Source organism: Streptomyces sp. NPDC096046, from assembly GCF_040303285.1.
In the GTDB taxonomy this organism is placed as follows: Bacteria; Actinomycetota; Actinomycetes; order Streptomycetales; family Streptomycetaceae; genus Streptomyces.
The window spans coordinates 87,504-110,483 of record NZ_JBEOSZ010000001.1 but is presented as its reverse complement, the minus strand read 5'-3'; the positions used below and the strand labels follow the sequence as shown (position 1 = coordinate 110,483).

Genomic DNA, 22,980 nt, shown 5'->3' with positions numbered 1-22,980 from the left:
GACGCGGACGACAGGCCCTGGGACCGGCGGGCCGGTTCAGCGGCGGCGGCCCCGGGGCGGCCTGCTCCGTCGTCCGTTCGGAGCGGAACCCGTGCGCGCGGGCGGCTGCTCGGCGGCCGGCGGGGCGATGACGACGGGCACGCCCGAGGGCTCCTGCGCCCCGGTGATGCGGCTCAGCTCGGGCTCGCCCGAGCGGACGCGCGTGACCTGCGGAGTGATGCCGGCGTCGGCCATCAGCCGGGTCATCTCGCGGCGCTGGTGGGGCAGGACCAGCGTGACGACGGTGCCGGACTCGCCGGCGCGGGCGGTACGGCCGCCGCGGTGCAGGTAGTCCTTGTGGTCACCGGGCGGGTCCACGTTGACGACCAGGTCGAGGTTGTCGACGTGGATGCCGCGGGCGGCGACGTTGGTCGCCACCAGGACGGTGACGTGGCCGTCCTTGAAGCGGGCCAGGGTCTTGGTCCGCTGGGACTGGGACTTCCCGCCGTGCAGCGCCATGGCGCGCACGCCGACCGCCAGCAGTTTCTTGGCCAGCCGGTCGGCGGCGTGCTTGGTGTCGAGGAACATGATCACGCGTCCGTCGCGGGCGGCGATCCGGGTCGTCGTGGCGTGCTTGTCCGCGTCCTCCACGTGCAGCAGGTGGTGCTCCATCGTGGTGACCGCGCCCGCGGACGGGTCGACGGAGTGCACCACCGGGTCGTGCAGGTACGTGCGGACCAGCCGGTCGACGTTGCGGTCCAGGGTGGCGGAGAACAGCATCCGCTGTCCGCCCGGGCGCACCTGGTCGAGCAGTGCGGTGACCTGCGGCATGAAGCCCATGTCGGTCATCTGGTCGGCCTCGTCGAGGACGGTGATGCCGACGTGGTCCAGCCGGCAGTCGCCGCGGTCGATGAGGTCCTTGAGGCGGCCGGGCGTCGCGACGACGACCTCGGCACCGGTGCGCAGCGCGTTCGCCTGCCGGCCGATCGGCAAACCGCCGACCACCGTGGCGAGCCGCAGCCGCAGGGCGCGGGCGAACGGGGCGAGGGCGTCGGTGACCTGCTGGGCCAGTTCGCGCGTGGGCACGAGGACGAGGGCGAGGGGCTGCCGGGCCTCCGCGCGCTGCCCGTCGACGCGGGCCAGCAGGGCGAGCCCGAAGGCGAGCGTCTTGCCCGAGCCGGTGCGCCCGCGGCCCAGGACGTCCCGGCCGGCCAGCGAGTTCGGCAGCGTCGCCGCCTGGATCGGGAACGGCGCGGTCAGGCCCTCGGCGGTCAGCGCGGCCAGCAGTCGCTCGGGCAGGTCGAGTTCGGCGAACGCCTCGACGGCCGGCAGCGCAGGGGTGACGGTGACGGGCGGTGCGAACTCCTGGCCGGTGGCGGTGCGGCGCCTGCCGGCCGGACGGGACGCGGTGCCCCCGCCGCCCGACTTCCGGGACCGGACCTGGTTGTTACGGGAGTGGGGGGAGCCGTGGCTCCTGCGAGCTGTGCGGTCCATGGGGAACCTTCCTCGATGCGGCACGCGTCGAGGAATGCGCGGCGGCACGAGAGCCGCAGGATTCGCAAGAGTTGAGCCGGAGAAGAGCAAAACGAGCCGAGGCCCGCACCGCGAGGGTGCGGGCCCCGGTCAGGGCATTCGCGTACGCGTCAGGCGGGAACGATGTTCTCGGCCTGCGGGCCCTTCTGGCCCTGCGTGACGTCGAAGGTAACCTTCTGGCCTTCCTGAAGCTCGCGGAAGCCGGAGGTGGCGATGTTCGAGTAGTGGGCGAAGACGTCCGGGCCGCCACCCTCCTGCTCGATGAAGCCGAAGCCCTTTTCCGCGTTGAACCACTTCACGGTGCCAGTTGCCATGTGCATCTCCCTTGAGGGGCAGTACCCGAGACCTGCACTTTGCCGACTCGGGGTCGCTGAAATGATCACCCTCCGGAGAGATTCGAAAATCCTCGGAAACAAAAAGAGTGCTCGTCGACGGAGGCCGATAGAGCACTCGAAGTCTTTGGGAACCAAAACTGCAACACCAGCCAAGGTAGCACAAGCCGGCGCGGTTGGCTCGGGAATCTCAGATGGGAGGTGGATCACGCCTGCCGTGGCTGATTTTCTGCACCGGGTGGGCCGTCCGGCCTTCCGGGCGGCCCACCCTCTCGCCGGGCCTGCCTACGGCCTGCCGTAGGCCGCCACCATGATGTTCTCTGCGGTCCTGCTCATGCCCTGGCCCTTGGCGTCGGTGGAGTTGACGCTGTAGACGAGGGTGCGGGAGCCGTCGCGGGTGGAGGCGATGGCTGCGTTGTACCCCCAGCGCCCGCCCGTCTTGCCCCACACCTCGCGTCCGCCCAGCACCTTCATGGACAGGCCGGCCGAGTAGGCGGCCGGCTTCCCGCTCCGGAAGTCGCTCACCCGGGGCAGCGTGAACATCTCCTCCAGCAGCGGCCCGCGCACGACCTGTCCCCGGAACAGGGCGTGGGTGAAGCGCTCCAGGTCCGCGGTGGTGGAGATGATGTCCCCGGCCGCCCAGCCGTCCGTCGCCCCCCACACGGAGACGTCCCGGAGCCCGGTCGTGCCGTCGTCGAGCCGCATGATCTGGTAGCCGTGGTTGTGCGGCCCGGTGATGCGCGGGTTCGTCCCCGGGAAGGAGGTGTTCCGCAGCCCCAGCGGCCCGAGCACCCGCCGGGCGACCTGACGCTCGTAGGAGTCATGCGTGACGCGCTCGATGAGCAGGCCCGCGACGGTGTACCCGATGTTGAGGTAGTGCTGCCGCTCGCCCGGCGCGAACTCGGGGTCCTTCGACGTCGCCGAGCGGACCATGCCCCGGGGGTCGTGGACGCGGAAACGGTGCGCGTACCACTCCTCGACGGTGGTGCCGGGGAAGTCCGGGGCCGGAATGCCGTGCGTGTGGTCGAGGAGCCGGCGGACGGTGACGCCCCCGTACGACGCCGGGATCAGGTCCGGCAGATACGAGCGGACGCTGCGGTCCAGGTCCAGCCGGCCCTCTTCGGCCAGTTGCAGCACGACCGCGGCGGTGAAGACCTTGGTCACGGACCCCGCGCGGAAGCGGGCTGCCGGGTCGGCGGCCCGGCCGGTCCGCAGATCGTGCACCCCCGAACTGCCGTGCCAGACGCCCTCCTCGCCGCCGACGCGGACGAGGGCGGCGGTGGCGCCGGCGTTGGGGAGGCCGGCGATCGCGGCTTCGAGGGCGGCGTCCGGGGACCGCGCGGCCGTCGATGCGGCCGGGGCGGAGGCGGCGGCGGGGAGCACGGACGGCCCCGCGGCGATCCCCACGACGAGTACGGCGGCGGTCAGCAGGCTGGTACGGGTCTTCATGGCGAATCTCCGGTGAGAGCGGGTGACGTCGAGTGACGGCTTCATCCTCCGCGGCGCGGCCGCCACGCGGATCGCCCGCACCGGTGGTCCTGGGACGTCACTTCCTCGCCCGTGCGGGGGAGGACCCGGAGAGGGAGCCTCCCCCGGGCCGGGGATCCCCGGGAGCGACCAGGCCGGTCTCGTAGGCGCAGATGACGGCCTGGATCCGGTCCCGGAGGCCCAGCTTGGCGAGCACGTTGCCGACGTGCGTCTTCACGGTGTGGTCGCTGACCACCAGCTCGGCGGCGATCTCGGCGTTCGACAGACCCCGGGCGAGCGCCAGCAGCGTCTGGCGCTCCCGGGCGGTCAGCACGTCCAGCCGGGGGTCGGGCCGGCGGGACCGGGCGGCGGGCCGGGTGTACTGCTCCACCAGGCGCCGGGCGACGGAGGGTGCGAGCAGCGAGTCGCCCCGGGCGACGACCCGTACGGCGTGCACGAGGTCGTCCCGGCGGACGTCCTTGAGGAGGAAGCCGCTCGCGCCCGCGTGCAGCGCGTCGTACACGTACGCGTCGGAGTCGAAGGTCGTCAGCATCACCGTCCGGCAGTCGCCCGCCGCACTGATCGCACGGCAGGCCTCTATGCCGTCCACGCGGGGCATCCGGATGTCGAGCAGCGCCACCTCGGGCGCGTGCCGCCGCACCGCGTCGACGGCCTCGCCACCGTCGCCCGCCTCGGCGACGACGTCGATGTCCGGCTGCGCGTCCAGGATCATCGCGAAGCCGCTGCGCACGAGCTCCTGGTCGTCGGCGATCACGACACGGATCGTCACGCCCTCACCTCCGCCGCGGCGGACAGCGGGATGCGCACCCGCACCTCGAAGCCACGCCCGCCCGTCCCCGGCCCGGCGGCCGCGCTGCCCCCGTGGGCCGCGGCCCGTTCACGGATGCCGACGAGCCCGTGCCCGCCACGGCGGGTCACGGCGTGCGCCGCACGCCCGTCATCGGTCACGGCCACCTCCAACTCATGTTTGCTGTAAGAAAGTCGGACCGTAACCGTACGCGCGTCCGCGTGCTTGACGACATTGGTCAGGGCCTCCTGCACCACCCGGAAGACGGTGACCTCGACGTCGCCGGCCACCGGCGTGACCTCCCCCTCGATCCGGTACACCACATCGAGTCCGCTCCCGCGCACCCGGTCGAGAAGGCCGGGCAGCGCCGCGAGTCCGGGCTGCGGCTCGCGCGGGGCGGTGCCGCCGGTGTCGTCCCCTCCGTCCCGCAGCACCCCCAGCATGTGACGCAGCTGGGCCATGGCGTCCCGCCCGGTCGCTGAGATGGCGTCGAAGGCCGCCTCGGCCCGCTCGGGCGCGGCACGCACCGCCACCGGCCCGGCCTCGGCCTGCACGATCATCAGGCTCACGGCATGGGAGAGGATGTCGTGCATCTCCCGTGCGATGCGCGCCCGTTCGCGTGCGGCGGCCTGTTCGGCCTCGACGCGGTGCGCCCGCTGCCGGGCATCGGTCAGCCGCCCGAAGACGTAGGCGGCGGCGAAGACGAAGAGCGAGAAGGTCAGTTCACGTGCCGACCGGGTGTTGAGCCACACGCCCACCGGCACGGCGACCATCAGCACCAGCCCGGTGAGGAGCCGCGCCCGCGGTCCCGACAGCGCGGCGACGGTGTAGACGGCCACCAGCCCCGTGTACGGGAGCGGTTGCCCCGGTCCGTCGACGGTCAGCCGGTACAGCGCGTTGGCGGCCAGCATCGCGAACAGCACGGCGAGGGGAGCGCGCCTGCGCCAGACCAGGGGCACGACGGTGAGCGTGCTCAGCCCGTACGCGGCCCAGGTCGCCGGCGGCAGCCCGGGCGCACGCGGTACGAGGAACGGCATGGTCATCGCGCCCTGGACGAGCAGCGCGACGCCGATGTCGACCAGGAGTGGATGGTCCGCCGCGAGGGTCCGCCCCCGCTCCCACCCCCCGCGCAGCTCCCCGCGTATGCCCATGGTGGCGTACGCCCCCGTCTCGTGCGGCCCGACTCCCGGAACGGAAACCGTAGCGGGGACGGGCGGACCGGCATGGCGGAACCGGGGTTGTCGCTTTCCGTCCTGGCCGAGGGCGCTTCGAGTTCCCTGTCCGTCACGAACACTTGGCCGGTTCGCTTCCGGACCTCGGTCCCCGCTCCCCGGCCTCTGTCCCAGTGGTCGATGTCGGGACGGGCGCCCGTGTCCGCCGCCCCCCCCGCACCTGGGGCCCGGACCGTCCCCGCGTTTCCGGCCGACCGTCCTGCGCACTGCCCGCCCGGCCGGGTCGGCTGTCCTGATCGGGTGTTTCCCCGGAGGGAAGCTTGCCGGCAGCCTGGCGAGCACCCGGGGGAACGGCCGGGGGCCGGGGGAGAATCGCCGTTCAGGAGGAAGGGAAGGAAGCCGCCGGGATGATCGAGTGGAAGCCCCTGGGCACCGGAGCCAGGCCCGTCCCCCAGCCCGTGGCCACCTCGCTGGTGTGGGCCGGGGCCGGCGGTGGCGCACTGGTGCTGGTGGCGCTCCTCAACACCGTGGTGGGGACGGACCGGCCCGAAGTGGCCCTGTCCGGTCTGTCCCTGCTGGCCGCCCTGCTGGGCCTGTGCGCACGGTTCACGGCCGCCCCCGGAACGACCGTGCTGTGCTGGCTGTTCCTCAACGGCTTCGCCATACCGCCCGCCGGTGTCCTCACCTGGGCCGCTCACCGCGACACCACGTGGCTGGCCTGCCTGTTCACCGCCGCCCTCGTCGGCACGGGTCTGGCCCGCCTCGTCCACGCCCGCGCCGCCTACCGCCGTCTGGCCCCCGACCGGCCCCGCCCCGGCGCCCCGGTCGGCGACGTACCGTACGACGCCTGACACGAGGCCGCGGAGCCGAGGGGACACCGGACGTGGGTCAGGTGCTCGTCATCGGCGGCGGAGGGTGAACAACGGCCTGGCAGGGGACGTTCGTCCGATCGCGGGGCATGCGCGAGTCCGCTGACCCGCCCGCATGCCCCGCGTCGGTCCTGATGCGGGGCTCAGCCGCCGACGTACCAGGTGAAGCCGCCGTTGCTGCTGGCCACGGCCAGGAGCACGAGCCACAGCACCACGTCGACGACGCCGAGGATGATGCCCGCCTTCGCCATGCCGGCGCCGCTCTTGACCGATGCCTGGCGGCGGGCGATGGCACCGAAGATGATGGCCAGCGGACCGAGAACGATGTTCAGCAGGAACAGGCCGATGATGCCGCAGCACAGGCTCGCGATCGCCAGGCCGTTGGTGCGCGAACCGGAGGACGCGGCAGAGGAACCGCCATAACTCGCCATGGAAAACTCCCAGTTGTCGATGGCACGGACCGAAAGGGCCGCACTCTCCTCACTTTCGCCTTGTTGTGTTCGAGTGCCCCTCGGTGGCGTTCCCATGACAACCGACTCGGGAGAGCGCCCCCGTCAGTCGTCGTGCACCAGCCCGGCGATGTGCGCGGTGACCGTGTCGAGGAGGCCCGACCAGGCCGAGTCGTCCCCCAGCACGAGGAAGTTGAGGGTCAGTCCGTCGGTCATGGCGGCCAGGTAGCGGGCCAGGACGGGCACGGGTACGCGCAGCCGCAGCCCCATGGACTGCCGGAGCTGGTCGATGAGCTCGGTGTACGCCTCCGTGTACAACTCGTACTGACGGCGTGCCAGGTGCTCGAACCCGGGCTGACGCAGGGCGTACTGCGTCAGCTCATAGGTGAGCATGTGCTCGTCGGGATGGGCCCGGACGTGGTCCCAGTACGCCTGGAAACCGGCCCGGACCGTGTCCTCAAGGGTGTTCCGGGGCCGTATGGCCTCCTTCACCACGGTCACGTAATGCCCGGTGATGGTGGTGATGACGGATTCGATCAACTGCTGCTTGGAGTCGAAGCAGTAGTGGACGACGCTCAGCGAGACGCCCGCCTCGGCGGCGATGGACCGGGTCGTCGTCCTGGGGACGCCGTCCCGGGCCATCGCCCTGATCGCCGCTTCGGTGAGCTGTCGCCGCCGCTCCGCGGACGGCAACCGTGCCATGGAGCCCCTCTCGTGGGTGTCAGCCGCTGTGGACGCCGACCTCGTGGAGGGAGTAGCCCCACCCGGTGCCGCGCTCCAGCCCGTGGACGCGGACGTACCGGGCCGGTGTGCCGGCGAACCGAGCGGTGTCCAGGCCGCCGTCGCCCGCGGTCGTCGACCAGGCGGTCCGCCAGTTCGTCCCGTCGGTGGAGAGCTCCACCCGGTACGACTTCGCGTACGCGCGCTCCCAGTCGAGGGTGACCCGCCCGACGGTCCGGGTGGAGCCGAGGTCGATCCGGTACCACTGGTCGTCGCTCCAGTCACTGGCCCAGCGGGTGCGGCGGTCCCCGTCGACGGCCCGGTGCGGCTGGTAACTCGTGAACAGGCTCCACTCCGAGGAACTGGCCGACGCGGCGGAACCGGCCGCCAGATCGATGCCGGCCTCGTGGTTCTCGGAGGCCGCCCAGGTGTCCAGGTAGGACTCGGCGCCCCGGAACAGGTCGTCGACCGTGTCCTGACCGCCGACCCGGCGGATGTCCTCGATCCAGTCCGGGACGAGGCCGTAGTGGGCGGCGCCGTCCGTGTTCAGGTCCCAGGTGCGCTCGCCGGTGGTCTGCCGGTCGATGACCGAGCCGCCGTCGACGCTCTTGAACGGGTAGGTGACCTTGTTCGGCGCGTCCGCCCCGCGCGGTCCCGGCCAGCCGCCGACGCCGTTCATGTCGGTGCCGTACCCGTAGCCCACGCCGTACTTGTCGCGCAGCGCCTCCGTCCGCTTCGCCTCCGCGACGAAGCCCTCGGAGCCGTGCATGTACTGGGCGATGAAGCCACCGAGCCCGTAGACCCGCTCCGTCCAGTCCATGTCCATCCAGCTGTGCGAGGAGAGCACGCCGGGGTAGGACTCGGCCTCGAAGATGTCGAGCACCCGGCCGGTGGCCTTGACGCTCATGTGGTCGATCTCCAGCATCATGCCGCGCTTCATCATGCCGCGGACGGCGTACTCGCCGAGATCGGTGAGGCCCCGGACGTTGCACCGGGCGTCGGCGCTGTACGAGGGAACTTCCTCGCCCGCCGGGAGCTTCTTCTCGGCCGCGGGGGCCGCCGCGTTGCCGATGGGGTTGTCGTGCTGCGGGCCCCTGCACGTCTCGGTCTTCCAGTACGTGCCGGTCGACAGGAACTGCCCGACGTTGATGGCCGTCCCGAGCGCGCCCGAGTCGAAGCGCACGCCGCACAGGGCGTTGTCGAACTTGTGGCACAGGAACATGCTGCGCACGCCCAGCGCGTGCAGTTCGTCGAGCCCCTTGTCGATGTCCGCCCTGCTGCACTGCGCGATGTCGAGGACCTGCTTGCAGCCGAACGGCTCGGAGGTCTCGACCCCCATGACCACCGCGAGCTTGCCCTGCTCGATGACCTCGCGGGCCTGCGCGCTGTCGGTGACGACCCGGAACCAGCCCTTTCCGGGCCCGCCGTACATCCGGTCGACGAAGGCCTGCATGTCGTACGTCAGTTTGGCCTGGAGCCGGATGGACGTCATCTCGTCGCAGGAGCGGTCCTTGAAGAAGTACACCGAGCAGATCACGCCGTTGGTGACGAGGTCGTTGACCAGCACCCGCTGCCCGCCGCGCCAGGCCCGCTCGATCCAGGCGTAGTAGTTCTGCTGGTGGGTCAGCGAGTCGTGCGCCGGCCAGTCCTTGAAGGTGGGCCAGCCGGTCGGGTCGTGCTTGCCGTCGCCCCCGTGGGTGATGAAGTCGAAGATCGCGAGCGAGCCGTCCGGGTAGTGCTCGGGGCAGTCCTTGAGCGCGTCGGCCACGCCCTGCTCGGAGAAGGCCTTACCGCAGATCAGACGGCCACCGAAGGCCTCGTTGGAGAAGATGTGGTCGTGCGCGTCGACGAAGCCGCGCACCTCGCCCTCGGCGTTCGTGCCGGTGAAGGGCTCACCCGTGACGTTGATCCGGGAGTCCGGAGCGGGCCGCGCGGTCGGATCCCACCAGTCGGTCCCGGCGGCCGAGCTCGGTGTCGGGCCGAGCGCGATCGACAGCACGAGCAGGAGGAGCGACACAACGGTGACGTGCTTGCGTCTGCGGTACGGGCGTCCGGAACTGGTCACAGCCCACGTCCCTCGGTCGGCGGGTCGCGCGGTCGCCTTGTCATGACCTCGCAAAGTGTGCGACGAGAATCGCCACTGCCGCTGAACGAGTCAAGGGTCCGGGACGGTTGACCTGATGACCGGGGGCCGATTCACCCCGGGGCGGATTCCGGACCGGACGGGACGACAACAAACCCCAGGCCGCCGACCTGGGGTTCTCACGGGGCGGAGGATCGGCCCGCGGCCCGGACGCGATCAGCTCGGACCGGGGTCTGATCCGGCGGCCGCCTGGTTCGCGGCGCGGCGGTACTCGGCGTTGATGCGCTGAGCTTCTTCGAGCTGGTCCTCGAGGATGACGATGCGGCAGGCGGCCTCGATCGGCGTACCCCGGTCGACGAGCTCGCGGGCGCGCGCGGCGATCCGCAGCTGGTAGCGGGAGTAGCGGCGGTGTCCGCCCTCCGAGCGCAGCGGAGTGATCAGGCGCGCCTCGCCGATGGCTCGGAGGAAGCCCGGGGTGGTGCCGAGCATCTCCGCGGCCCTGCCCATGGTGTAGGCGGGGTAGTCGTCGTCGTCCAGCCGGTCGCTGAGCGGGGTATCTGCTTCCATGTCACCTCGTAGTACAACGCGTCGAGGGGCCCTGGTGCCGTACGGCACCAGGGCCCCGAAGGAAATTCAACACCATCTGTCGGCCCTCATGCTGTGCCGACCTTCTGTTTCCGCTACCCGGCCCGACAACGGGAGGGGTGCGGGGATCGCGGCTGCGTGACCGGGGACCACCATCCATTCCGGGGTCTTGCGGTACCCGGACCGAGAGCCTCCCGGGCCGGGCGATCCTGATGGCGTCTGCTCCTCCGTCCTTCCTTACGTCTTGCTCGACTGTGTCCGACTGTGTCAACACGAAGGAGAGTAATCGCGGCGCGCGCCAATGTCTACTCTGACAAAGACAGATTTTGGGGTTCCGGTGGTGCAGGGTTCAGGGGGCCCCGGTCGGCGGACCGAGGAGGACGGCGGGCCGGGCGCATGACGATGAGGGCCCTGCCGACGCGCGTCGGCAGGGCCCTCATCGGTTCTGGTGGCGGCTCACCGCCCGGGCCTCACCCCTGCGGGAGGTCCCGGACCCGGACCCGGTCCGTATAGGCGGGCGCGTCCCGGAGGACGCTGAGCCCGGCCAGGGTGACCAGACCGGTGCTCCGGTCGTCCCCGTCACAGAGGACGAGGTGGTCGACCCGGGCCCCGGCCATCAGGGACAGCGCCACCTCGACCGTCATGTCGTCACTGATCCGCGGCGCATGGGCCATGGCGTGGTGTTGCGTCCGTACCGGCGTCATGGGTGTCTCCTGCCGTAGAAGGTGGCTGGTGGGCGCGAGGGCTCTACGCGGCCGAGCCGAAGCCGGTCCGCCGCTGACCCCTGGAGCGCGCCGCCTCGCCGGCGGGGCGGCCCTGGCCGGCGGGGCGGCGACCCCGGCGGCCCCGGGACGGGGCGGACGCGCCGCGAGGGCGTTCCGCGCGCGGCGCGGGGATGACGACCGGGATGCCGGAAGGGGCCTGGGCGCCGGTGATGCGGCTCAGCTCCGCCTCGCCGGAGCGGACCTGGGCGATCTGCGGGGTGATGCCCGCCGACGTCATCAGCCGGCTCATGCCACGACGCTGGGCCGGGGTCACCAGGGTGACCACGCTGCCGGACTCGCCGGCACGGGCGGTACGGCCGCCGCGGTGCAGGTAGTCCTTGTGGTCGCTGGGCGGGTCCACGTTGACGACGAGGTCGAGGTTGTCGACGTGGATGCCGCGGGCGGCGACGTTGGTGGCCACCAGTACGGTCACGTCCCCGCTCTTGAACTGGGCGAGGGTCCGGGTCCGCTGCGGCTGGGACTTGCCGCCGTGCAGGGCCGCGGCGCGCACGCCGCTGCTCAGCAGGTGCGTGGTCAGCCGGTCCACCGCGTGCTTGGTGTCGAGGAACATGATCACCCGGCCGTCGCGCGCCGCGATCTCGGTGGTCGTGCGGTGCTTGTCCGCGTCGTGCACGTGCAGGACGTGGTGCTCCATCGTGGTGACCGCGCCCGCGGACGGGTCGACGGAGTGCACCACCGGGTCGTGCAGGTACGTGCGGACCAGCCGGTCGACGTTGCGGTCCAGGGTGGCGGAGAACAGCATCCGCTGTCCGCCCGGGCGCACCTGGTCGAGCAGTGCGGTGACCTGCGGCATGAAGCCCATGTCGGCCATCTGGTCCGCCTCGTCGAGGACGGTGATGCCGACATCGCTCAGGCGGCAGTCACCCCGGTCGATGAGGTCCTTGAGGCGGCCGGGCGTCGCGACGACCACCTCGGCCCCGGCGCGCAGCGCGCCGGCCTGCTTGCCGAGGGACATCCCGCCGACGACGGTGGCCAGCCGCAGGCTCACGGAGCGGGCGTACGGAGTGAGCGCGTCGGTGACCTGCTGGGCGAGCTCACGGGTGGGCACGAGGACGAGGGCGAGCGGCTGCCGCGGCTCGGCACGCTGCCCCGCCGTACGGGCCAGGACGGCGAGACCGAAGGCCAGGGTCTTGCCCGAGCCGGTGCGGCCACGGCCCAGGACGTCCCGGCCGGCCAGGGAGTTGGGCAGGGTCGCGCCCTGGATCGGGAACGGCGCGGTCACGCCTTCGCGGCCGAGCGTGGCCAACAGCCGCGCGGGCATGTCGAGATCGGCGAACGCCTCGACGGCGGGCAGCGGGGGTGTGACCGTCTTCGGCAGGGCGAACTCGCCCTGGGGAGCCCGGCGGCCGCCGTAGCTCTGCGCGCGGCGCGGAGCACCGGAGCGGCGGCCGGCGCCGTCGCCCACGGAGAAACGGTCACGGGTACGGGATGTGTGGGCACGCTTCATGCGGGACCTTCCTTGATGGGCACGTAGCAAGGAAAATCCGCAGCAGAGGAGCGGCGCAGAGAATCTCGAGACGAGCCGAATCGATACGGCCGGTTCGGACCGGCGGGAAAAAAGCAGCGAGCTGGGGCCCGCACCCCAGAGGTGCGGGCCCCAGCTGCGAAATATGCGAGCGCCGGTGTCAGGCGGGCACGATGTTCTCGGCCGTCGGGCCCTTCTGGCCCTGCGCGATGTCGAACGACACCTTCTGGCCTTCCAGCAGCTCGCGGAAGCCCTGGGCGGCGATGTTCGAGTAGTGGGCGAAGACGTCGGCGCCGCCGCCGTCCTGCTCGATGAAGCCGAAGCCCTTTTCCGCGTTGAACCACTTCACGGTGCCAGTAGCCATTTTGTTTCTCCTTCGGAGGCGGTTTCGGGAATCCACCCTGTGTGAATTCCGTGTCGCCGTGATGATTACCCCGTAGGAAATGAACCTTCTGGCAACCACACCTGCAACTGAGATCGACAGTAGCACGGGATGATCGGGTCGGTGACGTGCGGAATTTCCGTGCCGGACGGCGTGCGAGGAATATTCGGCGGGCCCCGCTTCTCTTTCTCATCTCGCGAGCACAGATATTGCCGTCCGGGCGCGCGCCCCTTCCTGTCGTACCCGCGCGTTCCGGGGCTGTGACCTCCGTGGACGGGGGCGAGCGGCCGCCACCGCCGTCAGCGCGCGGCACGGCGGCGAAGACGCCGGAATCCCGCTCCCGCGACGAAGGTCACATCACCCGTGCGGGCGTACCCGGGCCGACGACTACGTGGACATGTCACCGATCGGCGACGGCGTCGTCCGGGGCCGACGACGCCGGGGCCCCTTCGGCTTCCCGCTCCCTCCTTGGCCGGCCGAGGGTGCCCGGATCGGCGGCGATCTCGTCTCCGATGCCGTGTCCGCGCCGGTCGCCGACGCGATGATCTGTTCGCTCATGCGGTCGATCCTGTGCGGAGCCGGTGGCGGCGGGCCCGCACCGATCGGCCGGCCCGCGATATCGCACCGGTGTCGCCCCAGGTCGGAGCCGTAGCATGACGGCGTGGAATCAAGGGAGTTGCGGTACTTCGTCGCCGTCGCCGAGGAACCGCACTGCGGGAGGGGCGCGGAGCGGCTCGGCATCGTGCAGCCCCCGACAGAGTCGATCCCGGCATGCCCCCCTGACGTCCGCCGACACTCCGATAGCATGTTCGAGCTCGCGATGGTCCCTCCATCGCTCTCCATCTCCCCAGCCATTCGGATGAATCGGCCAAAAGATTGAAATCCAGGGCATCGCGGGTGTTTTCGCGAAGAGGCGGCAGGACGCAACGGGGCGCGTGGCGCCATGGGCGCGCGATGCCGTGGATCGCGGCGGCTGTGGTCGGGTGCGGATTCCTCGTCGCGCTGGAGATCGCCGCCCGCCGCTACGGCGAACCGGGACCGATCACCACCCAGGTGCAGGCCCTGATCCTCGCTCCCAAGGCGGGCCCCCTGTACGGCGGTCTGGTGCTGATGATGGTGGTGCTCACCTGGCGGCAGCGGCTCATCGCGGCCGGCGCCGCCCTGGGCATCGACGCCGTCCTCCTGTCGGTGCGATGGGCTGTGGGCGCCGACATGTCCGACGGCGACGTGCCGGGCACCGGTGCGCTGTGGGTGATGCTGGGCTTCGCGGTCATCGCCGTCACGCGCCGCACCGGCGGTGAACGCGTCCTGCTGCTCAAGGGCGTCGGCCTGGGCCTGTTGCTGGTGGCCGCCCGCAAGACCGGCGACACCTGGCTGCTCATCACGGCCAAGACCCGCCCGACGGTCCTCGACCAGTACGTGGCGATGGCCGATCACGCGCTCGGCAACCCGTCATGGCTGGCGGGCCGGCTGGTCGAGGCCACCGAACCGATCAGCGGCCATGTTCTGCACCTGGTCTACGCCCAGCTCGCGGTGGCCGCGGTCGTCGTCGCCTTCCACCAACTGCGCCACGTGGCGGTCGAGCGCCGCTTCCCGAGCCATCACCTGGTGCGCACCTTCCTGGTGATCGGCCTTTTCGGGCCGGGCATCTACATGCTGTTCCCGGTGGTCGGCCCGGTCTTCGCCTACGGCCCGGGCGCCTCCGGCACCGGCGGCGTGGAGTGGGCGGCGGCCAACCTGTGGCCGCACACGTCACTGCCGATCAGCACCCCGGCCCCGATGACGTACGACGGGATCACCCCCCGCAACTGCATGCCCAGTCTGCACACGGCGTGGGCCGTCGCGATCTTCGTCCACACCCGCAGGGCCCCGCGGTTCCTGCGGTACGCGGGCACGTTCTGGCTGGTCACCACGCTCGCCGCGACCCTGGGATTCGGCTATCACTACGGCGTGGACCTCGTCGCCGGCGTGGTCTTCACCCTCACCATCGAGGCAGCCCTGCGCTCGCTCCAGCATGGCTGGGACCGGCGAGGGATCCTGCTGGTCGTCCACGGCACCACGATCTTCGTCGCGCTCCTGCTGGCGTACCGCTACCTGTCGATGGACATGGCCCGGTATCCGGAGGTGTCCGGTCCCCTCGTCATCCTGGCGATGGTCTCGGTGATCCACGGTTATGTACGGACCACCGCACGGTGGGCGGCCGACCCGGCCGAACCCGCCGGGATCCCGACCGTGCGGCTGGTCGGCCCCCGGGCGGCCCCGGAAGCGGACACCGCACGGGAGGACGCCGTGCCCGAGGAGCGCGAAGGCCCTGCTCCCGCGCAGGCTCCCTCACCGGAGCTGCGCTGACCGTTCCCAAGGGCTGAGCGGCAGAGAGTCCTGTCGCCGGGACTGGTGCGCGGCCGGACGCCCCGAACGGTGTCGGGCGTCGCCCCTCGCCCGCCGCTCCGACCGGAGCGCCCGAGGCGAGATCCCCCTCACCCTCGTGCGGCGGTCCAGGTGATGTGCGGGGGCTCGACCCGTGCGCACAGGGGCCCGCCCTGCGCGTCGGTCAGGCCGAGGCGTCCGACCAGCAGCCCTTCGCGGGCGGCGGCGAGCACATCGGCGGGGATGACATCGAGCATGAGCTTCGCGCGGCGGAACATCGTGAACACGCCCGACGCGTCGACCGTCCCCCACGACAGGTAGATGAACCGCCGGCCCAGACGGTCCTGCACATACGGCCCCCGGATCTCGGTGCCGGCCGGTGAGGTACTCGTGGTGCACTCCAGGGTCCAGGTCGCGGACGACGCGTCGCCGGGCTGTGGATCGAGGAGTTCGGCCGGACGGTCGCGGCGTTGCACGGCGACGTGGAGGTCGCCGTGGGCGGGCGCCGCGCCGTCGGCGGGGGCGGGGCGGGTGAGGCCGGGCAGGTCGACGGCGTCGATGCGGATGCGCATGACGGCCATCATCCCCTCCTGCCCTTTCCGGTGTCCGGCCACGGGGCCGGGGAGGCGGTCGACGTGGTGACGAGCCGGGCGAACTCGGCGCGTTTCCGCGTTCCGGTCGTCCAGGCCTGGGCACCGTCCTCCCGACTCACCCGGCCCGGTTCTCACAGCGACGGCAGGCGCAGGGCGAGGAGGGCCACGTCGTCCGTGCTGCCGGGCGGCATGCGGGCGGGCAGCCGGTCACAGAGCGTGTCCAGCGGCTCATGGGCGAGCGCGAGGGCGTGGCGGCGCAGCCGGGCGAGGCCGGTGTCCAGGTCGCTGCCGGGGATCTCGATCAGACCGTCGGTGTAGAGCAGCAGGGTGGAACCCGGCGGCAGGACCTCCGCGGCGCTCGGCCGGCCGGCACCGGTGCCCGAAGGGGCGCCGAGGAGGACCCCCTGCCCCGCTTCGAGGTACCGCGCCTGTCCGTCCTGGGTCAGCAGGAGGGGCGGCGGATGCCCCGCGCTGGTCCACCGCAGCGTCCACGGGCCGCTGTGCGGGTCGCCTTCGAGCAGGGCGAGGACGAGGGTGGCCATGGGGACGGTGGTGATGGCGGGCATGGCGTCGTCGAGACGGTCGACGACGGCACCGGGCGGGCCGCTGTCGTCCCAGGCCAGTGAGCGCAGGATGCCGTGCAGTTGCGCCATTCCGGCCGCCGCGGTCAGGTCGTGGCCCACGACGTCGCCGATCACCAGCGCGAGCGTGCCGTCCTTCCGCTCGAACGCGTCGTACCAGTCGCCGCCCACCTGGGAGCCTGCCGGGGCGGGCTGGTAGCGGGCGGCGAGCCGCAGGCGGCCGGGCTGCGGCAGTGGGGCGAGCAGGTTGCGCTGCATGGCCTCGGCGACGGCGCGCTGGCGGCCGAAGCGGCGGGCGTTGTCGATGACCAGTCCGACCCGGCGGCCGATGTCGCTCACCACGGTCAGGTCGTCGGTGTCGAAGGGGTGCGCCGGGTCCGTGCGCACCAGTGTCAGGGCGCCGGTGACCTGCTGTCGGGAGCCCAGCGGCACCGTGACGGCGGAGGTGGCACGGGCGGTACGCAGGAAGCCGCTGTGCACGGCGGCCAGGGCCGAGTCGGTCGGTGCGGTCACGTCCGCCTCGCGCTGCAGGACGGGATCACCGCCGTTCAGCACCCGCACCAGAGGGGAGCGGGTCTCCTCCCCGGGCTCGGGAAGGCGTTCGTGCCAGTCCTCCAGCGCGGCGTCCCGCCCCCCGGGACCCGTCACCGCCACCCGGTAAACCTGTCCGGAACCCGCCCGGAGGTCCACCGCCGCCCAGTCGGCGAGGCGCGGAACCAGCAGGCGGCCCAGTCGGGCGAGGGCCTCATCGGTCTCCAGCGTCTGACCCAGCACGTCGGTGATCTCCGCGACCAGCGTCAGCCGCTCGGTGAGGTCCTCCAGCGCACGTGTGTAGGCCGCACGCTCCCGACGCGCGGTGCGGTCGGCGGCCGCGTCGGTGAACAGCACGGCCATGCCCATGAAGACGCCGTCGTCCGTCAGGGGGGAAGCGGACCAGGAGACCGCGACCAGGCGGCCGTCACCGCGCCGGCAGAGGTGGCCCTCCCCGCGTGCCTCGGTCCTCTCGGCCAGGGTCCGCAGAAGCGGGCACTGCTCCCGGGGGACGCTGCCGCCGTCCGCGTCGCGGTGCAGCAGGTCGTGTGCGTCCTCCCCGCGCATCGACGACGCGGTGCGCCCCAGCAGCCGCTCGGCGGCCGGATTGACCGCGAGGATCCGTCCGGCGGTGTCCCCCACGATCAGGGCTGTGCCCAGCTGCCCGACGACCCGCTGCCAGAATCCCGGCTCGGCCGCCGCCCGCCACCGCCCTTCACCTGCCACACCCTCCACCATGCCGCCCCTCCGTCATGGAAAACCCTCCCCGAAGACCGCGGGCGCGTCGGCGGACCGACACACCGGTGGATCGATCATCCCCCGACTCGGTGCCGATCAGATCGGCGATCGCGCCTGGTCATGCGTTCCCTCGGAGCGAGACGCCGCTTGCCGTCCCCGACGCGCTGTGCCCGGCGTCTTCGCCCCGCGCGCGAACCGAGCGGCGACCGCCGTGTACGGCACAGTCCAGAGTGCCGGAACAACGCCCGCCCGGTGCACGCGACGTCGGCCTGCGCCCCCGGCCCGCCCTGGACGACGAGAACCCTCGGGCCGCTGACCTGAGGGTTTCACATGAAGCGGGTGACGAGAATCGAACTCGGGTTCTAGCTTGGGAAGCGTCGGCGCTTGGGCAGGTGCTGTGGCGCTGACCTGCAAGACGCCAAGGCAGGCGTACGGGCCCGTACCCACCAAGGCGCGAGGTGAGTACGGGCCCGTACCGGAGCCGGGTCGCCGGGGGCGGTCAGGCGGTGGTCTTCACCGACTCCTGGTCTTCGTCGCCGTCGTCGCTGATCTCACCGGCCTTGCGGGCGCGGACGTACTCCAGGAAGGAGTTGAGCTCGCGCTTGACGAAGGGGGCGAGCAGGTACAGGCCGATGATGTTGAACACCGACAGCAGGAAGAGCGCGGAGTCGGCGAGGCTGATCAGCGAGTCGAGGGACATGAGGGCGCCCAGGATCACGAACAGGCTCCAGATGGCCTTGAAGGCGGTCTCGCTGGTCTTGCTCTTGCCGAACAGGTACGACCAGGCCTTGAGGCCGTAGTAGCCCCAGGTCAGGATCGTGGAGAAGGCGAACAGCAGTACTGCGATGGTGAGGACGTAGGGGAACCAGGGCAGGACGGTCTCGAAGGCGTCGGAGGTGATGGTGACGCCGCCGATGTCCTTGCCCTCGCGGGCCTCGGTCCAGCTGGGCGGGTCGGCGATGACGATGGTCAGCGCGGTCATGGTGCAGATGACGACCGTGTCGATGAACGGCTCCAGCAGGGCGACCAGACCCTCGCTGGCGGGGTGCTTGGTCTTGACCGCGGAGTGGGCGATCGGGGCGGAGCCGAGACCGGCCTCGTTGGAGAACGCGGCGCGCTGGAAACCGATGATCAGGGCACCGAGCACACCGCCGACGACGCCGTCGGCCTCGAAGGCGCCCCGCAGGATTTCCTGGAAGGCGTCCGGCACCGCGGTGACGTTGCCCAGGATGACGACCAGGCAGGCCACGATGTAGATACCGGCCATCGCGGGCACCAGCCGGCTGGTGACCGAGGCGATGGAGCGGATGCCGCCGAGCAGCACGAGACCGACCAGTGCGGAGACGACCAGGCCGAAGAGGACGGCACCGGCGGAGGACGCCAGGAAGCCGTCCTCGCCGCCGAAGGTCGAGGAGATCTGCGCGTAGCTCTGGTTGGTCTGGAACAGGTTGCCGCCGAACAGACCGAAGAAGAGGATCATGATCGAGGCGAGGACGGCGAGCACCTTGCCGAGCTTGGCGCCGCCGCTGCCGAAGCGCTCCTTGAGGCCCTTGGGCAGGTAGTGCATCGGGCCGCCGGAGACGGTGCCGTCGGCGTGCACCTCGCGGTACCTCACACCGAGGGTGACCTCGACGAACTTGGTGGCCATGCCGAGCAGGCCGCACAGGATCATCCAGAACGTGGCGCCGGCGCCGCCGATGGAGACGGCCACGGCCACACCGGCGATGTTTCCGAGGCCGACCGTGCCGGAGACGGCGGCGGTCAGCGCCTGGAAGTGGTTGACCTCGCCCGCCGACCCCTTCTCGTCGTATTTCCCGCGCACCACGTCGAACGCGAGTTTGAACTTGCGGACCTGCACGAACCCGAACCAGCCGGTGAAGACCAGGCCGGCGACGACGAGCCAGGCGACGATGAGGGGAAGGTCCGTTCCGCCGACGGGAACCGCGTAGAAGACGATTTTCCCGAGCCATTCGGCTATCGGTTCGAAGAAATCGCTGACGGCCTCGTCGATGTTCTGGGTGACGGAGTCGAGTGACACAGTGGCTACCTCGATGGTGCGAGTCCGGGGCACAGGGGAAGTGCCGCCGGTCGATGTGCGGTCTCGGAACGAACGCCGTTGTTCGATCGGCGACGCTGAGCGGGCTGTCCTTGGATGCGGATCGTGATCACCCTGGTTGTGCTGCCGGTGCATGCCGACCGCTCCGCGTGGCGGCGTTGAACGGTGCTACCTGCGGAGTTGCGCAGTTCTACCACGGCTTTTGCCAGGGCTTGAGTGATGCAAGTCACATGACGCGCAGTTACCGTCGAAAATGCCAGCGAGCGATATCGGACCGTTATGCGGAGCCCGAGATCCGTTCACCGGACATCTATCTACGCGATCCTGACCTCCGACGTGGAGGACCTCGGACTGCTCACCGCCGAGCATCCACGCGTGGGTGGCGAGAAGGTCTGCCACTGCCGCCTCCGGGACGGTGAGCGCGCCGAGTCGTCGCCGGGCCCCGGCTGCCGTGCCGCGGGTGCGGTCGGTGGTGACGAGACGTGCGACTCCGGCCACCGGCCGCATCTCCGTCTCCGTACAATTTGAGGCCGAACGATCGAACCGGAACAAGCTGTCCCGGTCAGCCGAGGAAATCGAAGGAGCCCCCGTGCCCGGCCAGCGATCCATCACCGAAGCCGAGAAGCTCGCCGCGGCCAAGCTCGGCGGCATCCCGATCCGCCGGGACCAGATGGCGGCCGTGGCCAACATCTACCGGGCCGCCTCGGCGGTGCGTCAGCACCTGGAGAACTCCGTACTGCGCGGCTCCGATCTGACCTGGACGGCCTTCGTCGTGCTGTGGGTGGTCTGGGTGTGGGGCGAGTCGGAGACCCGGCACGTGGCGGAGGAGGCGGGGATCTCCAAGGGGACCCTCACCGGCGTGGCCCGCACGCTGGAGTCCCGTGGGCTGCTGCGGCGGGCCGGCCACCCCTCCGACGGCCGGCTGGTTCTGCTCAGCCTCACCGACGAGGGCGAGGAGCTCATGCGGCGGGTGTTTCCGGCCTTCAACGAGGAGGAGGCGTTCGTCACGGGGCGGCTCAGCGACGCGGACTGCCGACAGCTCGCGGAGGGGCTGCGCAGTGTCGTGATCCAGGTCGAGGAGCACGGCGAGGAGCGCCGCCGCACTCTGCTGGACGGGGCCGAGCCCACACCGCGCCGCAGCGGCCGTCGCCCCAAGCCCGACACCGCCGCCTGACACCGCCGCCTGCGCTTCCGGGGCACTCCGAGTCACTCCCGGGCGGCCCGCACCAGCGCGTCGAACAGGCCCCGCTGCGCCACGTCCTCGTGCGCGGTGTCCTCGGGGTGCCACTGAACGGCCGTGAACCAGCCCCGGGCGTCCGGAAGTTCGAGCGCCTCGACCGTGCCGTCCACCGCCGTGGCGGTCACGCGCAGACCCGCGCCGATCCGGTCGATCCGCTGGTGGTGGTAGCAGGACACGTCGACCTTCTCCGCCCGCGCGGCCCGCGCCACGCCCGACCCCGGTTCCAGCGCGACGGCGTGCACAAGGTGCCGGTGCTCGCGTTCCGGTCCGCCCATGTCCTGCTCCAGGGTGCCCCCGAGCGCGACATTGACGACCTGCAGGCCGCGGCAGACCGCCAACAGGGGAAGGCCCGAGTCCAGTGTCCACCGGGCGACCTCGAGGTCGAAGCCGTCCTGCTCGTCGTCGACGTCGTACACGCTCTCGTGGACTGCGCCGACGGTGTGGCCATAGCGGCGCGGGGCGAGGTCGCCACCGCCCGGCAGCAGCACACCGTCGAAGCGGGCGAGACGCGCGGCGACCTCGGCGGGGTCGGCGGTGCCGCCCGGCGCGTGCGGGTGGATCGTCGCCGGTTCGCCACCGGCCCGCCACACCGCCTCGACGAGCGCGCGGGCGTTGACCTCGGCGGCGTACCGCAGCGCCGAGGTGGTGGCGGAGAAGCGGGCGGGGATCGCGATGAGCGGTCTCCCGGGGGTACGGGGCACCGGTCGTGGCCTGGAGGTACGGGTCACAGCCGGATCCATGTGGTCTTGAGCTCGGTGTACTTCTCCAGGGCGTGCGCGGACTTGTCGCGGCCGTTGCCCGACTGTTTCATGCCTCCGAAGGGCACGGTCAGATCGCCCTCCTCGTAGCAGTTGACCCACACGGTTCCGGCTCTGAGGGACCGCGAGACCTGGTGTGCGGTGGACAGGTCGGAGGTCCACAGGCCGGCGGCGAGTCCGTACTCGGTCCCGTTGGCCAGCCGTACCGCCTCGTGCACGTCGTCGAAGGTGAGCACGGACAGCACCGGGCCGAAGATCTCCTCGCGGGCCAGGCGGGCGCCGGGGCCGACCTGGTCGAACACGGTGGGCTCAAGGAAGCTGCCGCCGGTGTCCGGAAGGGTCCGCGAGCCCCCGGTACGCAGGCGCGCGCCCTCGTCGACTCCGCGCCGGATGTGGTCCAGTACGCGCTCCAGGTGACCCTCGCCGACCAGGGCGCCCATCTCCGTGGCCGGGTCGAGGGGATCACCGACGCGCAGTTCCCGGGCCCGCCGGACGACCGCCTCGGTGACACGATCCGCGATCGAGGAGTGGACGAGCAGCCGGGAGGGCGCGGTGCACATCTCGCCCTGGTTGAAGAAGATGCCCCAGGCCGCGGTGGCGGCGGCCTTCTGAAGGTCGGGAGCGTCGGGAAGGATGATGTTCGGCGACTTGCCGCCCAACTCCAGCCAGATCCGCTTGAGGTTGGAGTCGGCGGCGTAACGGAGGAAGTGCCGGCCGACGGCGGTGGACCCGGTGAAGGCGAGAACGTCGACATCGGGGTGCAGGCCGAGGGCCCGCCCGGCCACCGGCCCGTCGCCGCCCACGACGTTGAGCACGCCCGGCGGCAGCCCGGCCTCGGTGGCGATCCGTCCCAGCAGCAGCGCGGACAGCGGCGAGTTCTCGGAAGGCTTCAGGACGACCGTGCAGCCGGCGGCCAGTGCCGGGGCGACTTTCCAGCCCGCCAGCGTCAGCGGGAAGTTCCATGGGACCACCGCGCCGACGACACCGGCCGGCTCCCGGGTGACCAGCGCGAGCGCGTCCGACGGGGTGTGCGGCGACTCGTCGGTGAGCTTGTCCGCCAGTTGCCCGTACCAGCGGAAGGTGCTGATGACGGCGCGCAGTTCGATGTCGTACGCGTCGGTGATGGGCTTGCCCATCTCCAGGCTCACCGTCAGGGCCAGCGACTCGCGTCGGTCTTCGAGGAGCTCGGCGATCCGCAGCAGCGCCCGGCCGCGCTCGGCGGGCGCCAGGCGCGGCCACGGTCCCGAGTCGAAGGCCCGCCGGGCGGCGGCGACGGCCGCGTTCACCTCGTCGGGTCCGGCGTCGGCGACCTCGGCGACGACCCGGCCGTCACGGGGCGAGACGACCGGGAACGTGCTGCCCGAGCCGGCCTCGTCGGCGCCGTCGATGTGGTGCGCGCCGGACACCTCCAGCGTCTTGGCACGGCGGAGCCACTCGTCGTGGGTGACAGCCGGCATATGAACCTCCAGGCCAGATCCGTGATGCGC

Annotated in this window: 20 protein-coding genes and 1 pseudogene; 4 read left to right on the top strand and 17 right to left on the bottom strand. The window is 71.5% G+C overall.

Annotated features, from left to right (window positions below; translation table 11 throughout):
* Nucleotides 1–36: 36 nt before the first annotated feature.
* The 5 genes from ABTX62_RS00520 to ABTX62_RS00500 form a co-directional block, all read right to left on the bottom strand.
* Nucleotides 37–1,473, bottom strand: coding sequence for a DEAD/DEAH box helicase (locus ABTX62_RS00520; RefSeq protein ID WP_352114125.1), 1,437 nt, complete (start codon nt 1,471–1,473; stop codon nt 37–39).
* A gap of 149 nt (nt 1,474–1,622) precedes the next feature.
* A complete protein-coding gene (locus ABTX62_RS00515) occupies nt 1,623–1,826 on the bottom strand; it encodes a cold-shock protein (protein WP_030846597.1) in 204 nt (67 codons plus the stop codon).
* Nucleotides 1,827–2,129: 303 nt separating this feature from the next.
* The gene (locus ABTX62_RS00510) at nt 2,130–3,293 is read right to left on the bottom strand and encodes a serine hydrolase domain-containing protein (RefSeq protein ID WP_352114124.1); all 1,164 of its coding nucleotides are present in this window, start codon (nt 3,291–3,293) and stop codon (nt 2,130–2,132) included.
* A 97-nt stretch (nt 3,294–3,390) separates the two neighbouring features.
* Nucleotides 3,391–4,101 (bottom strand): response regulator, encoded by a 711-nt coding sequence (locus tag ABTX62_RS00505; protein ID WP_352114123.1) that lies wholly within the window; start codon nt 4,099–4,101, stop codon nt 3,391–3,393.
* Nucleotides 4,098–5,270 carry a sensor histidine kinase gene (locus ABTX62_RS00500; protein WP_352114122.1) on the bottom strand — a complete coding sequence of 391 codons (1,173 nt, stop codon included), beginning with the start codon at nt 5,268–5,270 and terminating at the stop codon, nt 4,098–4,100. The genes ABTX62_RS00505 and ABTX62_RS00500 overlap by 4 nt, the downstream gene beginning before the upstream one ends.
* A gap of 428 nt (nt 5,271–5,698) precedes the next feature.
* Between ABTX62_RS00500 and ABTX62_RS00495 the strand changes: the two genes are divergently transcribed.
* Nucleotides 5,699–6,142 (top strand): hypothetical protein, encoded by a 444-nt coding sequence (locus ABTX62_RS00495; protein WP_352114121.1) that lies wholly within the window; start codon nt 5,699–5,701, stop codon nt 6,140–6,142.
* Nucleotides 6,143–6,303: 161 nt separating this feature from the next.
* Here ABTX62_RS00495 and ABTX62_RS00490 read toward each other — a convergent pair whose 3' ends face one another.
* From ABTX62_RS00490 to ABTX62_RS00460, 7 genes are all read right to left on the bottom strand, one after another.
* The gene (locus ABTX62_RS00490) at nt 6,304–6,591 is read right to left on the bottom strand and encodes a DUF4190 domain-containing protein (RefSeq protein WP_352114120.1); all 288 of its coding nucleotides are present in this window, start codon (nt 6,589–6,591) and stop codon (nt 6,304–6,306) included.
* Nucleotides 6,592–6,714: 123 nt separating this feature from the next.
* Nucleotides 6,715–7,311, bottom strand: coding sequence for a TetR/AcrR family transcriptional regulator (locus ABTX62_RS00485; protein ID WP_352114119.1), 597 nt, complete (start codon nt 7,309–7,311; stop codon nt 6,715–6,717).
* Between the two features lie 19 nt (nt 7,312–7,330).
* Nucleotides 7,331–9,394, bottom strand: a complete 2,064-nt coding sequence (locus tag ABTX62_RS00480) for a galactose-binding domain-containing protein (RefSeq protein WP_352114118.1) — start codon at nt 9,392–9,394, stop codon at nt 7,331–7,333.
* 234 nt (nt 9,395–9,628) lie between these two features.
* Entirely contained in the window at nt 9,629–9,979 is a 351-nt protein-coding gene (locus ABTX62_RS00475; protein WP_352114117.1) for a helix-turn-helix domain-containing protein, read from the bottom strand.
* Between the two features lie 488 nt (nt 9,980–10,467).
* A complete protein-coding gene (locus ABTX62_RS00470) occupies nt 10,468–10,701 on the bottom strand; it encodes a CBS domain-containing protein (RefSeq protein ID WP_352114116.1) in 234 nt (77 codons plus the stop codon).
* A gap of 43 nt (nt 10,702–10,744) precedes the next feature.
* Nucleotides 10,745–12,229 (bottom strand): DEAD/DEAH box helicase, encoded by a 1,485-nt coding sequence (locus tag ABTX62_RS00465; protein WP_352114115.1) that lies wholly within the window; start codon nt 12,227–12,229, stop codon nt 10,745–10,747.
* Between the two features lie 178 nt (nt 12,230–12,407).
* A complete protein-coding gene (locus ABTX62_RS00460) occupies nt 12,408–12,611 on the bottom strand; it encodes a cold-shock protein (RefSeq protein ID WP_004986771.1) in 204 nt (67 codons plus the stop codon).
* Between the two features lie 679 nt (nt 12,612–13,290).
* On the opposite strand from ABTX62_RS00460, the pseudogene ABTX62_RS00455 reads away from it, so the two are divergent.
* A pseudogene (locus ABTX62_RS00455) lies at nt 13,291–13,383 on the top strand (LysR family transcriptional regulator); the annotation flags it as partial.
* Between the two features lie 200 nt (nt 13,384–13,583).
* Complete coding sequence (locus ABTX62_RS00450) at nt 13,584–14,978, top strand: phosphatase PAP2 family protein (protein ID WP_352114114.1); 1,395 nt, start codon at nt 13,584–13,586, stop codon at nt 14,976–14,978.
* Between the two features lie 128 nt (nt 14,979–15,106).
* On the opposite strand, the gene ABTX62_RS00445 is transcribed toward ABTX62_RS00450, so the two are convergent.
* The 3 genes from ABTX62_RS00445 to ABTX62_RS00435 form a co-directional block, all read right to left on the bottom strand.
* The gene (locus ABTX62_RS00445; RefSeq protein ID WP_352114113.1) at nt 15,107–15,568 is read right to left on the bottom strand and encodes a DUF5990 family protein; all 462 of its coding nucleotides are present in this window, start codon (nt 15,566–15,568) and stop codon (nt 15,107–15,109) included.
* A 152-nt stretch (nt 15,569–15,720) separates the two neighbouring features.
* Nucleotides 15,721–17,439 carry a SpoIIE family protein phosphatase gene (locus tag ABTX62_RS00440; protein WP_352114112.1) on the bottom strand — a complete coding sequence of 573 codons (1,719 nt, stop codon included), beginning with the start codon at nt 17,437–17,439 and terminating at the stop codon, nt 15,721–15,723.
* 499 nt (nt 17,440–17,938) lie between these two features.
* Nucleotides 17,939–19,477 carry an alanine/glycine:cation symporter family protein gene (locus tag ABTX62_RS00435; protein ID WP_352114111.1) on the bottom strand — a complete coding sequence of 513 codons (1,539 nt, stop codon included), beginning with the start codon at nt 19,475–19,477 and terminating at the stop codon, nt 17,939–17,941.
* A gap of 607 nt (nt 19,478–20,084) precedes the next feature.
* Between ABTX62_RS00435 and ABTX62_RS00430 the strand changes: the two genes are divergently transcribed.
* Complete coding sequence (locus ABTX62_RS00430; protein WP_283968256.1) at nt 20,085–20,669, top strand: MarR family winged helix-turn-helix transcriptional regulator; 585 nt, start codon at nt 20,085–20,087, stop codon at nt 20,667–20,669.
* 32 nt (nt 20,670–20,701) lie between these two features.
* On the opposite strand, the gene ABTX62_RS00425 is transcribed toward ABTX62_RS00430, so the two are convergent.
* Nucleotides 20,702–21,475 (bottom strand): gamma-glutamyl-gamma-aminobutyrate hydrolase family protein, encoded by a 774-nt coding sequence (locus ABTX62_RS00425; RefSeq protein ID WP_502997879.1) that lies wholly within the window; start codon nt 21,473–21,475, stop codon nt 20,702–20,704.
* A complete protein-coding gene (locus tag ABTX62_RS00420; RefSeq protein WP_352114109.1) occupies nt 21,460–22,950 on the bottom strand; it encodes an aldehyde dehydrogenase in 1,491 nt (496 codons plus the stop codon). Before ABTX62_RS00420 ends, ABTX62_RS00425 begins: the two co-directional genes overlap by 16 nt.
* Nucleotides 22,951–22,980: the final 30 nt, after the last annotated feature.

Coding starts and splice junctions, on each gene's coding strand:
- ABTX62_RS00460 (WP_004986771.1), bottom strand. CDS start 12,611: ATGGCTACTGGCACCGTGAAGTGGTTCAACGCGGAAAAGGGCTTCGGC.
- ABTX62_RS00465 (WP_352114115.1), bottom strand. CDS start 12,229: ATGAAGCGTGCCCACACATCCCGTACCCGTGACCGTTTCTCCGTGGGC.
- ABTX62_RS00440 (WP_352114112.1), bottom strand. CDS start 17,439: ATGGTGGAGGGTGTGGCAGGTGAAGGGCGGTGGCGGGCGGCGGCCGAG.
- ABTX62_RS00495 (WP_352114121.1), top strand. CDS start 5,699: ATGATCGAGTGGAAGCCCCTGGGCACCGGAGCCAGGCCCGTCCCCCAG.
- ABTX62_RS00450 (WP_352114114.1), top strand. CDS start 13,584: ATGCCGTGGATCGCGGCGGCTGTGGTCGGGTGCGGATTCCTCGTCGCG.
- ABTX62_RS00500 (WP_352114122.1), bottom strand. CDS start 5,270: ATGGGCATACGCGGGGAGCTGCGCGGGGGGTGGGAGCGGGGGCGGACC.
- ABTX62_RS00470 (WP_352114116.1), bottom strand. CDS start 10,701: ATGACGCCGGTACGGACGCAACACCACGCCATGGCCCATGCGCCGCGG.
- ABTX62_RS00510 (WP_352114124.1), bottom strand. CDS start 3,293: ATGAAGACCCGTACCAGCCTGCTGACCGCCGCCGTACTCGTCGTGGGG.
- ABTX62_RS00485 (WP_352114119.1), bottom strand. CDS start 7,311: ATGGCACGGTTGCCGTCCGCGGAGCGGCGGCGACAGCTCACCGAAGCG.
- ABTX62_RS00445 (WP_352114113.1), bottom strand. CDS start 15,568: ATGCGCATCCGCATCGACGCCGTCGACCTGCCCGGCCTCACCCGCCCC.
- ABTX62_RS00515 (WP_030846597.1), bottom strand. CDS start 1,826: ATGGCAACTGGCACCGTGAAGTGGTTCAACGCGGAAAAGGGCTTCGGC.
- ABTX62_RS00490 (WP_352114120.1), bottom strand. CDS start 6,591: ATGGCGAGTTATGGCGGTTCCTCTGCCGCGTCCTCCGGTTCGCGCACC.
- ABTX62_RS00420 (WP_352114109.1), bottom strand. CDS start 22,950: ATGCCGGCTGTCACCCACGACGAGTGGCTCCGCCGTGCCAAGACGCTG.
- ABTX62_RS00520 (WP_352114125.1), bottom strand. CDS start 1,473: ATGGACCGCACAGCTCGCAGGAGCCACGGCTCCCCCCACTCCCGTAAC.
- ABTX62_RS00475 (WP_352114117.1), bottom strand. CDS start 9,979: ATGGAAGCAGATACCCCGCTCAGCGACCGGCTGGACGACGACGACTAC.
- ABTX62_RS00425 (WP_502997879.1), bottom strand. CDS start 21,475: ATGGATCCGGCTGTGACCCGTACCTCCAGGCCACGACCGGTGCCCCGT.